Origin of the sequence: Sulfidibacter corallicola (assembly GCF_017498545.1) — a bacterium.
Lineage (GTDB): Bacteria > Acidobacteriota > Holophagae > Acanthopleuribacterales > Acanthopleuribacteraceae > Sulfidibacter > Sulfidibacter corallicola.
This window is the reverse complement of the sequence record NZ_CP071793.1, coordinates 5165507-5179928: the sequence shown is the minus strand read 5'-3', so window position 1 is coordinate 5179928 and position 14422 is coordinate 5165507. Positions and strand designations below refer to the sequence as shown.

Sequence of the window (14422 nt, the reverse complement as noted above, 5' to 3'; positions counted from 1 at the left end):
ACATGTGGTTTCTCGGAAGAATTCTCCGGCTCCTCCCCTTGCTGATGTGGTTACCCCTCGCGGGCCAATCCCACCCGCCGCCGGGCTCGCCGAATCGAGACTCGAAAGCCGCCGCCCCCGCCCGACAGACGACGGACCAAAGCGACCATCTCCAGGATCGGGACCGAGAATTGTTGGGAACCGTGCGCATTTCCACGGGCGAATGGCCGCCCTACAACGGCCAGAACCTGCCCCACTACGGCTCGGCCAACCGCATCGTGGAGGAGGCCTTTCGACTGGCGAACATCGAGGTGGTCTTCAGCTTCTACCCCTGGACCCGGGCCTATTCGCTGGTCAAGGAAGGTCATTGGGACGCCTCTTCGGTTTGGGCCCACCAGCCCGGACGGGAAAACGATTTCGTCTTCAGCGAACCGATCTTCGAAGCGACCCAGGTCTTTTTTCACCTGAAAACGACGCCGCTCGAATGGACGGAACTGGAAGATCTACGCCATTGGCGGATCGGCGGAACCCTGGGTTACACCTATCCCGTGCTGACGAAGGCGGAAAACGAGGGCTTGCTCACCATGGAGCGGGCGTCCAGCGATATCCTGAATTTTCGCAAGCTGTTGGCCGGTCGGATCGACCTGTTTACCATCGAGCGCCATGTGGGCCTGTACCTCCGGAAGTACCATCTCAGCAGTTTTGAATCCAGGCGCCTGACCCATCACCCGAAGCCCGTTTCGCAGATTCCCATGTACCTGATCATCTCCAAGAAGGTGCCGCGCCACCGAGAAATCCTGGCTCGGTTCAATCGAGGCCTCGAAACACTCAAAAAGGAGGGTCTGCTGGACGCCTACCTGGCCGAAACGATCCCCATCGCGCCCAATCCCCAGCCGAGAACCCCCGAGTAACCCAATTTAAAAAAGGCCCGAGCGCTTTCGAAAAAACCCTCGGGCACCAATTCGATAAGGAAAGGATCGAAACGGAGCGCGACTCAGCGACGCGTTCCCTTGTCTTCGTAGGGACCCCAGGTGATCACATCGGTGACGCGATCCCAGACGAGGTTCCCGTCACCGTCCAGCTTGGCGAGATGCTCTTCGAATCCGGTTTCCTGGTTGTCGCTGTACCGCACCAGCCAACCGCCGTTTTGGTCGGGAGAAACGAACCAGGCGTTACCGGACAGTTCCGTGCGCCAGATTTCTTCACCCGTTTCTGCATTCAATGCCACGATGGTGAATTTTTCGTCGATGGTCCGATCTATGGCCGGTTCGACTCCAGTGGCGGCGATGTAGACCAAATCGGGGTTGAGGGCCACGACCAATACATCGCCTTCGAGGGCGACACCGCCCTGGTAGACACTACTGCCGAGGGACCGCTCGAAGGCGACGTCCCCATCACTGCCGATGGCGGTCAAGGTGAGTTCGCTTTGCCAGCCACCGACCACCATTTCGACGTACTTGGATTTCATGAAGATGGCATCGCCTTTTTCGTTGAGCAGCATATCGCTGCCACCGAAGTAGCGATAGGAACTGGATTCCGCGATGGAGGGAAAAGCATTCGCGGTGGGCTGTGCGGTGCCACGAACCGCGCGAGAAGCGAGCACGCCGGAGGGCTCGCCGGCGGCCAAAGGGAGACTCACCACGGCAAGGACGGCACACAAGAGGGGGAGAGCGACGTTGCGACAAACATGCATCATGCTTGACTCCTTATGGAAACTTGATTGAATCGATAGCGAATCGACCCGAATCGAACGCCAAGGTGACAAACCCAAAAGAGATCGAATGCAGCCTGGGTGCGAAAAGCGGGGGCGTCGAGTCGCCAGAAAGACCAAAAGGCAATCGAAATGCCATGCTCGCCCAGCCTCGTCTAAAAAACACAAATCTAATAATGTCAACTACATACTCTCAATCCAAAAGGCAACACAGCGAACCCTGAATCAATTGGACCACCTGTGCGGTTACCTTTTTTGGGAGCCCCCGCCGAAGGGCGTTGTCTTTTTCCAACCATGAAGAGGATCTCGATTCCGTCTCCCAAACCGGATCTCATTCGGAAAGAATCGCTGATCTCCATACAAGGAACGTATTTTCAGCCAACTAGCCGAAACCTGATATCTGACGACTGAAACCCCGATGCAATGGTTGTCCTGTGGGACCCCAGATCACCCTTCAAAGAATCCCTGTTTCCGGATGGGCACGGTATCTGGCCTCAGACGTCATGTCCCAGCAAGTTACTTGTTCATAGTTAATTGGCTGCCACCTAAGGCCTGGCTGCCGAAGCCAGTTTGCATTGGGGACCCGCCGATTTCGAGGAACCATTTCAAAAAAACGCTGTTTCCCCAAAGACACGAGTTAAAATGTGGGCATTTCAAAGTTGTAGCCTATGGCAATGCCGGGCTTTTCCGTAATTGCCCTCTCTCCGATCCGCTTATCCGCGGTCCGGTGAAATCGGATATAGACAGAACAGCCACGATCCATGGCCGGCAGGCCCTCCTTCAGGCAGTCCCCACAGGCCCTCCCCGAAACGTTCGCTGTGGTCGATTCGGGCGCAGTCCTCGCCCGAGCCGACGTCGATCGCGATTCCGACCCAAGCTCACTTTTTTATCTTATTCATGTCCAGGAGAATCATCGATATGAATAGCAATTTAAAATACTATGTCGCCACACTTTTTCTCATGTCCTTTTTCGCACCCGCCCAAGATTTTTTCGTCGCCACCACCGGCAACGACGGCAACCCGGGCACCCAAGCCCAACCTTGGGCCACCATCACCCACGCCTTGGGCAACGTTCCCGACGGCGCCACGATCCAAGTCATGGACGGCACCTACGAGGGCACGGTCACCCTGGTCGGCGATTTCACCCAGGGTGTCCTCGTTCGGGCCCAGAACCCGCTTCAAGCGGTGCTCGAGAACCAGGGGCCGGTCGTGGTCTGCACCCAGGCCAAGGGCATCACCCTCCAAGGCTTCGAGATGCGCCAGACGACCTTTGGCGGAGATCCCTTCGTGGTCGAGATCCGCGACGGCATCGGCGAGCCGGGCGGAACCGACGCCGTCGAACGCATCACCTTGACGGGCAACGTGATACACGACAGTTTCAGTCAGGACATCGTCCGCATCCACGGCGGCGCACGCGAAATCGCCGTACGCGGCAACGTGTTTTACAATCAGGGCCCCCAAACCCAGGCCGGTGAGCACGTGGAAATCAACGGTGCCAACGACATCAGCGTGTCCGACAACGTGTTTTTCAACGATTTCGAAGGTAGCGGCCGCGTCAACACCAACTCCTTCGGCAGCTTCGTCATTGTGAAGAACAGCGAACAGTTGAGCACCGTCGGCGATGTCGACATTCGCCGCAACATCTTCCTGAACTGGCAGGGCTTCGCGGAACATTCCTTCATCACCCTGGGAGACGAAGGGTTGGCGTTTCACGAAGCGGTCGGCGTCACCATCGAGAACAACTTGATGTTGGGCAACGCGACGCACATCATGCGCTCGTCGTTCGTGATCCGCGGCGGTTCCGACATCCTGATCCGCAACAACACCATCAGTGGCGATCTGCCCTGTCTGGCCTATACGGTGCAGATGGTGCGCGAGGGGCAGAACCCGGTCAACGACAACGTTCGCTTCATCAACAACATCTGGTCGGATCAGGCGGGCACCTTCGGTTCGCGCAGCCCCGGCGACAATCAGGATTTCTCGGACACACCCGTGGCCGACACCAACTCCTTCACATTGAACAACAATCTCTACTTCAACGACGACAACGCCATTCCCTTCGACCAATTCGAATTGATCAACATGACCGACGACGCCAACGCCATCGAAGACGATCCACTGCTGATGCCGCCCCCGGAAAACATCACGCTTCCGCGCTGGAACGGCAGTGCCTTTCTCAGCGGCGCCACCAGCATTCGTGCGGAGTTCGAGCGTCTGGCGACCACCTACGGTACGCCCGGTCCCGGTTCGGCCGTCATCGGTGCGGGCGCCGAAGGTCCTGGCGACGACCTGTTCGGCAACACACGCGGCTCGGTTGCGGACGTCGGCGCGGTCGAGGTCAACCCCTGCGGTGCGGTCATCGACCTGGACGGCGACAACGACCTGGACCTGGACGACCTGTACTTGATGGCCTCGCGCTGGACCAGCGACGACGACTTGACCGACCTCGACGACGACAATCGGGTCACCGTGCTGGATATGACCGAGCTTGAAAACCACCGCGGTTCCTGCGACTGAGGCGCGTCGGACAAACCCGTTCACCGCATTTCGACCACGAAGAGGGGGCCGAACCGACCCCCTCCTTCATGGTATCGATCGAAACGACAACCGGTTCAGATGATGTTCCGTCCGGCCTCGCGAACGGCTTCCAACTCCGGACGCTTGGGAATCTCGAGCCCGCGCCGAACGGCGGGTCGGGCGGCCATGGCGTCCATCCAGGCCCGCAGGTGGGGCAGGTGGTCGATGTCCAGCCCGGCCCAGGCGTGACTGCGAACCCAGGGATAGGTGGCGAAGTCGGCGATCGAGAGCTCATCGGCCAGGTATTCCCGGTCGGCCAAGCGCCGGTCCAGCACCCCGTAGAGACGCAACGTTTCCTTTTGATAGCGTTCGATGGCGAAGGGAATTTTTTCCGGGGCGTAGTTGAGGAACACATGGGCCTGGCCCTGCATGGGCCCCACGCCGCCCATCTGGAACATCAGCCATTGCAAGGCCACCGATCGCAGGTTGGGGTCGCGCGGCAGGAATTGTCCGGTCTTTTCGGCCAGGTAGATCAGGATCGCCCCGGACTCGAAGACCGCGAAATCCTCGTTGTCGGTGTCGACGATGGCGGGGATACGGCCGTTGGGATTGATTTCCAGGTACCAGGGTTCTTTTTGGTGTTTGGCACCGAGATCGAGCGCCTGAACTCGGTAGGGCAGTCCGGTTTCCTCGAGCATGATACTGACCTTGTGGCCGTTGGGCGTCGGGGCGGTGTACAACTGAATCATGATGGAACTCCTCGTGAGTCGAATGTGTTTTGACCATTAAACCGTCAAAACGGCATCGAGCGGAACCACCATTCCATGCAAGTGAACCATGCCGATTTCCCCCAAGTGGCATGTGCCCGGGTTCCTCGGGCTGTAAGGAGCCGGGCGGGCCCAGCATCCGTGCTAAGGTAAATCGACGCTTGATCTTCAGTGCCCATCCAGAAACGGAAAAATCGTGTCTCCCAAAATGGTTTGGCTGGATGGGCAGGTATCAGCCATCAGGCGTCAGGCTTTGGCAAGAGGCTCGTTCGAAGGTTATTAGCTGAAATCTGATACCTGACTGCCGATAGCAGCTCGCATTGGAAACCTGACCGATCCAGGGGAGCCCTTTAAAAAGCACCCTGTATCTGGATGGATACCCGTTAGGGATCACTCGACCATCTCTCACCCATCGATGCAACTTCCCAGGAGGCCACCGTGTTCAAGTGGGCGTTTCGACTGACGATCTTTCTCGTGCTCGTTCTGGGCGTGGGATATTTCCTGGCCGCGTACCGGATCATTCAAACCAAAAGCGGACTTCACATCGTGGAAAAGGACGAAATGGGTTTTGAAGACTTCGTCGTGGACACGCGCGAGTGGAACCCCATGGACTACCTGAAAAATCCGGAAATCAGCAAGACGCTCGCGAAAATCGAGTGGGAGAAGTTCGGTGATCGCGCTCGAAACGAATGGAAGCGCATCAAGGATCGAATCGACGAGCGCATGAAGGCCCAGGACGGCGAACCTTGGAGCGACAAGGCCCAGGAACGCCTGGACCAACTCCGCAAAGAGGCGGAGAAGCGCTACGAAACCCTGGAAAAGAAATGGAAGAACGGGGACTTCAGTTTCGAGGCGTTCCAAAAGAAAATCGGGGAGCTCGAGCGCTGGCTGGACAAGAAAGTGGCGGAAATCAGGGCGGCCTTCTGAGCGCACCGCCATGGGCATGTCCGCCCGGCAGAGCCATCCGTTCGGCTTCGCCGATTCCGGACCTTGGTGTAGAATGGCGACACACTCTCTCCATCGAGCACCTCCCGGACGAAGAGGAGATCCGTCCATGCACCAACTCAAGATCGTCTACTGCGGGGTTTGAAACTACCAACCTCGAGCCGCCGGTCTGGCGGCATATCTGAAAGGGCTCGGACCCTTCGAATGTGAATTGGAAGTCGGCTCGCGCGGCATTTTCGACGTGTGGGTGGATGGCCGTCTGATTTTTTCCAAACACCGCGAGGGCAGGTTTCCCGAACATGATGAAATCAAGAGAATACTTGGAATTTAGGGAGCCTCGGGTTCCCGATCCGCTGGAATCGCTGTGCCCCGGCGTGGGCCCCTTTCGTCCCAATGCCGCCATCCTGATCTTGCGCCTCCACGAGGGCCGGCTGGAAATCCTGGTCGGCGAACGGCACGACACCCCGGGAGCCTGGCAATGGCCGCAAGGGGGCCTGGATGCCGGCGAGACACCCGAACAGGCCGCCCGTCGCGAAGCCTCGGAGGAAATCGGTGTCCGGGACATCGACCTGCTTTACGAATATCCCTTTGGCCTGCGTTACCGTTTTCCCGAACGTCTGGGCAAAAAGTTCGCACCGCGAGTCGGCCAGGAGCAACACTATTTCATTGCCGCCCTGTTTCCCGACGACCCGCCCGACCTGGCGAAGGCCAGCCACGAAGAATTCGCCGAGCTGCGCTGGATGCCGCTCGAAGGCGCGGCCGAAAACGCGATCTGGTTCAAGCGACCGGTTTACGAATGCGCCGTGGCCCATGCTATGGAAGTCGCGCCGGAACTGGATCTTCCCCAGGCTTGAGCATCGACTCTCGGCCCCGCCGTGCCGAGAGTCCAACCCGACTTCACGACCATCGATGCACCGGCGGTCGAACAGAGAACCGGGCCGTTTCGAGTCCTCGCGATTCGGGACGGCCGGACTCCATGGTTCCGTCCCGGTAAGAGGGCTCGATCAGGTCCGGACCTTCTGGCCGCCTTGTCGCGACCGCGCTAAAATAGGCGCCAATCACTTTGTCATCCCAAGGGGGGAATCATGTTTCCAGTATCCCAGGCTCCGGAATCTCCATGTGTGCCGATCGTCCTCGTCGACCGCGCCGAATGGAAGCGCAGACGCGAAGAAGGCGATACTTTTTTGCGCCACATCCTCGACAGCAGCTCCTTCGAGGGTAGTTTCGGCCAGGTGTTGGTCGTCCCCAACCACAACGGCCAAGCCCACGAGGCGTGGGCCGGCACCGAAAAGTGGCCGGAGGACCCGCGAGCCCATCTGTTTTTGGGCGCCAAACTGGCCGCGGCCCTACCCGGAAAACTGGGTTTTGCCGCTCCCGCGGAGGGCTGGAGCCCGACCCAATCCGAGCAGTTCGCACTCGGCTGGGGCCTCGCCAGCTACCAGTTCCTGCCCTACCTGCGCAAAAAAGACAAAAAAAAGTTCCCCACCCTGCGACTCGATGAACGCGTGCGCGAATCCAAGGTCGTGAACACCCTTACCTCGGTGCAACTCGGTCGCGACCTCATCAACACCCCGGCCAACGATCTGGGCCCCGCAGAACTGACGCAAAAAATCAAAGACCTGGGGGCGAACCACGGCGCCGAGGTCCACGTCATCGAGGGTCGCGACCTGCTCGACCAAAACTTCCCAGCCATTCACGCGGTCGGCAAGGGCAGCAAACGCGAACCGGCCCTGGTCGATCTGCGTTGGGGTAACCCGAACCATCCCAAGCTGACCCTGGTGGGCAAGGGGGTCGTTTTCGATACGGGCGGCTTGGACCTGAAAGGCGCCGCCGGCATGCGCCTGATGAAAAAGGATATGGGCGGCGCCGCGGTGACCACCGCCCTTGCCGGCCTGATCATGAGCGAACAACTGCCCGTCCGCCTTCGCCTGCTCGTGCCTACCGTGGAGAACTCTCCCGGCGAAGAGGCCTATCGCCCGGGCGACATCATCCCGACCCGCAAGGGCATCTCGGTCGAAATTCACAACACCGACGCGGAAGGCCGCGTCATCATGTGTGACGCCCTCACCGAAGCCGTTTCGGAAAACCCCGACCTGGTGATCGATATGGCGACCCTCACCGGTGCCTGCCGCATCGCCCTCGGCCAGGACCTGCCCGGGTTCTGGACACCCTCCGACGAAATCGCCACCGGGTTGACCGCGGCCGCAAACGAAGTCGCCGACCCGCTGTGGCGCATGCCGCTCTGGGTACCCTACCGGAAAATGCTGCAAAGCCCGATTGCCGACCTGAGCAACTGCGCCTCCAACGGCATGGCGGGCGCCATCACCGCCGCGCTCTACCTCCACGAATTCGTCAAGCCCCACAAGAACTGGATCCACCTGGACGTCTACGGCTGGCGCACCGAAGCCATTCCCGGCACGCCCAAGGGCGGCGAAGCGACCGCGTTGCGCGCGGTTTTCCGGTACTTGGAAAAGAGGTTCGGTACCGATCGAAGCTGACGCGAACGGGGGCGGGGACATCCCGGCATTTTTTTCCGGCTCGGAAAGAGTTGCCGCGAGAGGGATCCGCCCCAAGCCCACAATCACCCGATCGACGCAACACCCTTATTTCAAACCAATTACCCAAAGTACTATTTCAAAGCGAGCGCAGGTCCCAACCCACTCCTCCTCGCAACCACCAACACGTAATTCAAATGTTTCCAGCATTATAAGACAATACAGCACGGCATTTTCCGGATCCTGGCATGTCTCTTGTTCTACCTCCTCCCGCGAGGTGGCACATGAAATCCGAACTCTACACGGCCGCACAGGGGCTGATCGCCAGGCAACTGGAACTTGATACGGTCACCAACAACCTGGCCAACATCAATACCGACGGCTTCCGCAAGACCACCCCCTTTTTTCGCACCTATAACGCGGCCCTCGAGGAAGGTCCTCAGAACCCGCTCAACGGAGCCGCCAACAATCAGCCCGTGGCCGGCGGGGTTTTCATTCACAGCGAGCAGGGTGCCCTCCGCCAGACCGGCAACGATTTCGACCTCGCCATCGAAGGCGACGGCTATTTTAAATTGAACACCCCTTTCGGGACCCGCTATACGCGCAACGGCCAGTTCACCCTCAAGATCGCCCAAGACGGCGCCGCGGCCGGCACCGCGCATCTGGCCAACAAAAACGGATACGAGGTTCTCGACGTCGCGGGCAACCGCATCACGCTCAATCCCCAGGGCGGCGAGATGGTCGTAGACCACGATGGACGCGTCTATCAGGACGGCACCGAAGTGGCACAGATCGCCATGGTGACCTTCAACGACAAGGCCGGCCTGGTTCCCGAGGAAAACACCCTGCTGAGCTCGTTGGATCCGACCATCCAGGAAGTGCCGGTGACGCCCGGGGAAACCCGACTGTTCCAACGTACGCTGGAAACGAGCAACGTGAACGTGGCGCGCGAGATGATGCGCATGATCGAGCTGCAACGCGCCTACGAGATGAATTCTCGCTCCATTCGCACCATCGACAACATCAATGAACGGTCTATTTCAGGCCTCGGCCCCCGCCGTTGAGCGCGGCATTCGATAAAGGGCAACAGAAGGAGTTACCGCCATGATGAGAGCACTTTGGACTTCGGCATCGGGAATGAACGCGCAGCAGAAGAACCTGGACACGATTTCCAACAACCTGGCCAACGTCAACACCGCCGGGTTCAAACGGGTTCGCGCCGAATTTCAAGATTTGCTGTACCAGACCCTCGCCACGCCAGGCTCCGGCACCAGCAACACCACCGAAACACCCAACGGCCTGCAAATCGGTTTGGGCTCCAAGGTCGTGGCCACCAACCGCCTGTTCGACCAGGGCAGCCTCAAGAACACCAACCGATCGCTGGACATGGCCATCACCGGCCCGGGCTTTTTTCAAGTGACCCTGCCCGACGGAAACACCGGCTACACGCGCGACGGCAGTTTCACCCTGGATGCCAACGGCCAGATCGTCAACAACCAGGGATACCTGCTGACCCCCAACATCACCCTGCCCCAGGAAGCCAAAAGCGTGGTGATCGGCACCGACGGTACCGTCACGGTCGACATCGGTGAAGCAGATCCCCAAAACGCGGGCCAGATCCAGTTGGCGACCTTCATCAATCCCAGCGGCCTGAAAGCCCTGGGCGGCAACATCTACACCGAAACCAACTCCTCGGGTGCGGCGGTCGTCGCAGTTCCGGGCAGCCCCGGCACCGGCGAAATCCAAGCCAATTTCCTGGAGAGTTCCAACGTGGACGTGGCCGAGGAAATGATCAACCTGATCATCGGCCAGCGTGCTTTCGAGGTTACCTCCCGGTCCGTGCGCACAGCCGATACGGTACTCGGTGAGATCACCAGCCTGAAGCGATAGAGAAGTGAGGCGGCCATGACGTGGATGACCCTTTTATTGACCCTCACCACCTTCGGCGCGACGGTGGAAGTGGATTTGAAACGCGAAGTGATCGTCCAGGGCGAAGAAATTCACCTGCGCGACCTGGTTTCGGATACCAGCTTCGCCGCACTCGAGCGCAAGGGCGTCGGCAATCCGGTCATCGCACCCAGCCCGCCCGTGCTACAGAAGCGCGTCATTCGACCGATTCAGATCGAAACGGTCCTGAACCGCACGCGCCACTCGCTGGAAGTGGCCTGGCGCGGAGCCAAGGCCGTCCTGGTCAGCCGCAAGGGCATGGATTTTTCCTCGACGCACCTGGAAACGGCGGTTCGCGATTGGGTGCATGCGCAATCAAACGGCGATTATACCTATCGCCTGGAACGGGTACTGGTGCCCTCCCTGCGCCAAATTCCCAAGGGTTCGATGCGTTTCGACATTCGCCAGCGCGGGAATCGCGGAATGATCGGACGCAATTCACTGGCGGTCGACCTGATCATCGATGGCGACATCCACAAGACCCTGATCGTGCAGGCGACCATCAGTGCCGAAGTGCTGGTGGCGACGGTCAATCACGACCTCGACCGAGGCCAGCCGTTGACGGAACGGGACGTCTCTTGGGACTACCGACGCCTGGATCGCCTGACCGCACCGCTGGTGACGCCGGAAGATTTCATCGGATTGAGCGCCAAGACCCTGGTTCGTGCCGGCACCATGCTGACCCAACACCACGTCAAAATCACTCCGCTGGTGGAACGCAACCGACCCTGTACGGTCGTCGCCCGCTCCGGTGGGTTGACGATTCGCATGAAGGCGTTGTCGCTGGACAACGGCGGCGCCGGCGAGACCGTTCGGTTGAAAAACATGCAGTCCGGAAAAATGTTCGTGGGCAAGGTCGCCCGCGACGGCCAGGTCCACGTGGACATGGCTCTTTGATGTAGCACCCTGTGGAAGGAGGCCCGCTCATGATCACCTCGAGACCGAATACCTTCATTACCTGGGGCATCGTGCTTCTGGGCACCTTCATGACCACGGGCTGCATGCGCCATCACGGCCTGTTGGACGGTCCGCCCCCGACCATCGAGCCCTTTGAGATCGACGAAACACCCAGCCCACAGATCTATGCCCCGGGTTCGCTGTTCACCGATCAAAATATCGCCTCCGGTATGATCTCGGACACCAAGGCCTTTCGCCTCAACGACATCATCTTGATCCGCATCGCGGAGAGCTTCAACGCCACGACCAATGCGCGCACCGCCACGACGCGGGAAAACGAAGCGTCGTTGAAGATCCCGAACCTGTTGGGCCTCGAGAAAACCCACACCCAGTTCTTCGGCGAAGGGACCACCGACGGAACCCTGGTGGGCGCCACCAGCGACAGCTCGCACACGGGCGACGGTTCCACCCAACGCAGCGAAACCTTCACGGGCAGTGTCGCCGGGCGCGTCATCCGGGTTTTGCCGAACGGGTACCTGGTGGTCCAGGGTCAGAAGCATTTGCGAGTCAACGGCGAACAGGTTCAATTCTACCTTTCGGGGATCGTCAATCCGTTGCTGGTGGAAAAGGACAACAGCATCACGTCCAGCCAGATCGCGGATTTGAACGTGTATTACCACGGCCGCGGGGTGGTCTCCGGGCTGCAAAATCCCGGCTTCTTTTCGCGGGTGCTGCACGCCATCTGGCCCTTTTGAGAGCGATCCAATCGCAGCGGATCCGAACAACCCCTGCTTGACCGCCCAGCACCGGTACACCGAAGGGACCCGGCAAAAATTGCGCTGGTCGCGACATTGGCTGGAGGGGTAGGATGAGGCATCCACATCGTCGCTCATCCCCCAGGAAGCTTCTCTCCTTTCTCAGTCACGCGTGAACGGCGCGTGCCCGGATGATGAACGACGTGATCAAACCGGCAGGATTCGACACCGCACCATGACGGAACCACACGACATATGGCTGCGCCAGGGACTGGCCCACCATCAAAAGGGCGAACTCGAACAGGCGGAGCGAGTCTATCGACGCATTCTCGAACGGCAGCCCCGGCATGCCGATGCGCTTCATCTGCTCGGCGGCATCGAAGGTATCCGCGGAAACCACGACGAAGCCCTGAGCCTGATCGACACGGCGATCGAGGCCAACGCCCGTGTCGCCCTGTTCCACGCCAACCGAGCCGCCCTGTTGCTCGAGTTGCGCCGTGCCGAGGAGGCCCTGGCCGCGGCGGATCGAGCCCTGGCGCTGGATGCCCGCCTGCCCGAGGGTCACAACCACCGCGGCACGGCGCTGGTTTTTCTCGATCGTGCCGACGAAGCGATGGCGGCCTACCAACAGGCCTTGGCGCTACAGCCCAACTACGCGGAGGTCCACAGCAACCTGGGCAATCTGTACCGGGGCCGCGGCGACCTGAACCAGGCCAAACAGTGCTACCTGACCGCGATTCGGCTCAATCCTCGCGATGCCGGGGCCCTGAACAATTTGGCGGCGGTGTACCTGGGCGAGCAGGCGGTGGACGAGGCGGAGCTCCTGCTCCGAAAAGCGATCGCGGTTCAGCCGAACGCCACGGAGAGCCTCAACAACCTGGGCCTGGTCCAGCAACTTCAGGGCAAATACCAGGAGGCGACGCGCTCGTTCGCCCAAGCGCTGAAGACGCGGCCCGAACACGACTTGTGGCAGCTCCGCAAGGAAGCGGTCTGTCCGGTTATTCCGCCCAACCGCAAGGCCATCGGCTATTGGCGCAAGCGATTCGAGAAAGCGCTGGGCTCGATCGCGCCGATCGACCTGGGCCGGTACGCCGCGGAGCTCACCAAAAGCAACGCCCACCCGCCGTATCCCCTCGCCTATCAGGGGGAAGACAATTGCGACCTGAAACGCCGCTACGCCGAGCTGTTCCATCACCGGGAGCCCGAGAACCTGGTTGCCAACCGCTCGGGTCGCACCCGTATCGCCTTTCTGGTGACCCGCGGTCACGAGGGTATTTTCCTGAGCTGTACCAAGGGCATCATCCAGCGATGGGGCGCTAGCGACGCGGTTTTGACGATCGTCGGTCCCACATCCAGCCTGGAAAAGATCCGCGCGTCGCTGGAGCCGGTTCCTGCGCTTCAATGGCTGGCCATTCCCGAAGACTTGCCGGCCGCGGTGCGAATCATTCGCCAAGCCGCCTTCGATTTGGTCTATTTCTGGGAAGTGGGCTCCGACTCGCTGAACTACTTTCTGCCTTTTTTCCGGTTGGCCCCGATTCAATGCACCTCCTGGGGAACCAGCGAGACGTCCGGCGTGCCGAATATCGACGCCTACCTTTCCAGCAGGCTTTGGGAATCGGGTGGCCAAGCGCATTACACCGAAAAGCTGATCTTGCTGGACCACATCCCTTGTGCCTACGAGCCGCCGGTGCTGCAGCCGAACCAGCGCAAGGCCAGGACCCATTATGGGCTTCCCGCCGACACCCCTTTCTACTTCTGCCCGCAAAACCTGTTCAAACTCCATCCCGACTTCGACGACCTGATCGCGCGGCTCCTAGCCGAAGACCGGGACGCCCGTTTCGTGCTGGTCAGCGGAAAACGCGATCACTGGACCACCCTTTTGCGGACCCGATTGGAAAAGCGCTTGGGTGTCGACGGAGATCGGCTGGTGTTCCTCCCCCGTCTGAGTTACTCCGACTACCTGAACCTGCTTTGCGAAGCGGATGTCCTGTTGGATTCACTGCACTTCAGCGGCGGCAATACCAGCATGGAAGCGGTGGCGATGGGTGTGCCGGTGGTTACGCTGCCGGGCCGATTCATCCGCGGGCGGTTCACGCTGGGCTGCTATCGCCAGATGGGTTTTTCGGAAACGATCGCACAGGACGAGGACGACTGGCTGCGACTGGCCCTGGAGCTGGCCCACGATGCGGAGAAACGGGCAGAGCTGCGCGCAACGGTGGCGGCGAAATCGGTGCAACTGCTGCGTTGCACCCAAGCGGCCCAGGAATTCGAGGCAACACTGGTCCGCCTGGCGCGCGAAGGCGCGCCTGACGCGTGAATAGCGATCCACGAAGCCGCCTAGCTTCACTCCCAACGCCAATGGCTGGACATCGATTCCCCGGTTTTCTCGTCACCTCAAACGATTTCAGA

General features: G+C 60.1%; 13 protein-coding genes. 11 read left to right on the top strand and 2 right to left on the bottom strand.

Annotated features, from left to right (window positions below; all coding sequences use genetic code 11):
* Positions 1–2 precede the first annotated feature (2 nt).
* Entirely contained in the window at positions 3–890 is an 888-nt protein-coding gene (locus J3U87_RS15570; RefSeq protein ID WP_237383974.1) for a substrate-binding periplasmic protein, read from the top strand.
* An 83-nt stretch (positions 891–973) separates the two neighbouring features.
* On the opposite strand, the gene J3U87_RS15565 is transcribed toward J3U87_RS15570, so the two are convergent.
* Positions 974–1675, bottom strand: coding sequence for a PQQ-binding-like beta-propeller repeat protein (locus tag J3U87_RS15565; RefSeq protein ID WP_237383973.1), 702 nt, complete (start codon positions 1673–1675; stop codon positions 974–976).
* Between the two features lie 933 nt (positions 1676–2608).
* Here J3U87_RS15565 and J3U87_RS15560 point away from each other — a divergent pair.
* On the top strand, positions 2609–4207 hold the full coding sequence (locus J3U87_RS15560) for a DUF1565 domain-containing protein (protein ID WP_237383972.1): 1599 nt from the start codon (positions 2609–2611) through the stop codon (positions 4205–4207).
* 95 nt (positions 4208–4302) lie between these two features.
* Here the strand turns inward: J3U87_RS15560 and J3U87_RS15555 are convergent, their stop codons facing one another.
* Positions 4303–4956: a glutathione S-transferase family protein gene (locus J3U87_RS15555; RefSeq protein WP_237383971.1), complete on the bottom strand. Its 654-nt coding sequence runs from the start codon at positions 4954–4956 to the stop codon at positions 4303–4305.
* 456 nt (positions 4957–5412) lie between these two features.
* Here J3U87_RS15555 and J3U87_RS15550 point away from each other — a divergent pair, with 456 nt between their 5' ends.
* From J3U87_RS15550 to J3U87_RS15515, 9 genes are all read left to right on the top strand, one after another.
* Positions 5413–5901 (top strand): hypothetical protein, encoded by a 489-nt coding sequence (locus J3U87_RS15550; RefSeq protein ID WP_237383970.1) that lies wholly within the window; start codon positions 5413–5415, stop codon positions 5899–5901.
* Between the two features lie 127 nt (positions 5902–6028).
* Entirely contained in the window at positions 6029–6250 is a 222-nt protein-coding gene (locus J3U87_RS35120) for a SelT/SelW/SelH family protein (RefSeq protein WP_474198108.1), read from the top strand.
* The gene (locus J3U87_RS15545; protein WP_237383969.1) at positions 6219–6773 is read left to right on the top strand and encodes an NUDIX domain-containing protein; all 555 of its coding nucleotides are present in this window, start codon (positions 6219–6221) and stop codon (positions 6771–6773) included. The genes J3U87_RS35120 and J3U87_RS15545 overlap by 32 nt, the downstream gene beginning before the upstream one ends.
* A 231-nt stretch (positions 6774–7004) precedes the next feature.
* The gene (locus tag J3U87_RS15540; protein WP_237383968.1) at positions 7005–8417 is read left to right on the top strand and encodes a leucyl aminopeptidase family protein; all 1413 of its coding nucleotides are present in this window, start codon (positions 7005–7007) and stop codon (positions 8415–8417) included.
* Between the two features lie 281 nt (positions 8418–8698).
* The gene (gene flgF / locus J3U87_RS15535) at positions 8699–9478 is read left to right on the top strand and encodes a flagellar basal-body rod protein FlgF (RefSeq protein ID WP_237383967.1); all 780 of its coding nucleotides are present in this window, start codon (positions 8699–8701) and stop codon (positions 9476–9478) included.
* Between the two features lie 40 nt (positions 9479–9518).
* Positions 9519–10304, top strand: coding sequence for a flagellar basal-body rod protein FlgG (gene flgG, locus J3U87_RS15530; RefSeq protein WP_237383966.1), 786 nt, complete (start codon positions 9519–9521; stop codon positions 10302–10304).
* 15 nt (positions 10305–10319) lie between these two features.
* On the top strand, positions 10320–11258 hold the full coding sequence (gene flgA, locus J3U87_RS15525; RefSeq protein ID WP_237383965.1) for a flagellar basal body P-ring formation chaperone FlgA: 939 nt from the start codon (positions 10320–10322) through the stop codon (positions 11256–11258).
* 29 nt (positions 11259–11287) lie between these two features.
* Positions 11288–12013, top strand: a complete 726-nt coding sequence (locus J3U87_RS15520) for a flagellar basal body L-ring protein FlgH (RefSeq protein WP_237383964.1) — start codon at positions 11288–11290, stop codon at positions 12011–12013.
* A gap of 235 nt (positions 12014–12248) precedes the next feature.
* Entirely contained in the window at positions 12249–14330 is a 2082-nt protein-coding gene (locus J3U87_RS15515) for a tetratricopeptide repeat protein (protein ID WP_237383963.1), read from the top strand.
* Positions 14331–14422: the final 92 nt, after the last annotated feature.

Bases quoted from the DNA above. Each gene is read 5' to 3' on its own strand.
- J3U87_RS15570 (WP_237383974.1), top strand. From the start codon at position 3: ATGTGGTTTCTCGGAAGAATTCTCCGGCTCCTCCCCTTGCTGATGTGG.
- J3U87_RS15565 (WP_237383973.1), bottom strand. From the start codon at position 1,675: ATGATGCATGTTTGTCGCAACGTCGCTCTCCCCCTCTTGTGTGCCGTC.
- J3U87_RS15560 (WP_237383972.1), top strand. From the start codon at position 2,609: ATGAATAGCAATTTAAAATACTATGTCGCCACACTTTTTCTCATGTCC.
- J3U87_RS15555 (WP_237383971.1), bottom strand. From the start codon at position 4,956: ATGATTCAGTTGTACACCGCCCCGACGCCCAACGGCCACAAGGTCAGT.
- J3U87_RS15545 (WP_237383969.1), top strand. From the start codon at position 6,219: ATGATGAAATCAAGAGAATACTTGGAATTTAGGGAGCCTCGGGTTCCC.
- J3U87_RS15540 (WP_237383968.1), top strand. From the start codon at position 7,005: ATGTTTCCAGTATCCCAGGCTCCGGAATCTCCATGTGTGCCGATCGTC.
- flgF (WP_237383967.1), top strand. From the start codon at position 8,699: ATGAAATCCGAACTCTACACGGCCGCACAGGGGCTGATCGCCAGGCAA.
- flgG (WP_237383966.1), top strand. From the start codon at position 9,519: ATGATGAGAGCACTTTGGACTTCGGCATCGGGAATGAACGCGCAGCAG.
- flgA (WP_237383965.1), top strand. From the start codon at position 10,320: ATGACGTGGATGACCCTTTTATTGACCCTCACCACCTTCGGCGCGACG.
- J3U87_RS15520 (WP_237383964.1), top strand. From the start codon at position 11,288: ATGATCACCTCGAGACCGAATACCTTCATTACCTGGGGCATCGTGCTT.
- J3U87_RS15515 (WP_237383963.1), top strand. From the start codon at position 12,249: ATGACGGAACCACACGACATATGGCTGCGCCAGGGACTGGCCCACCAT.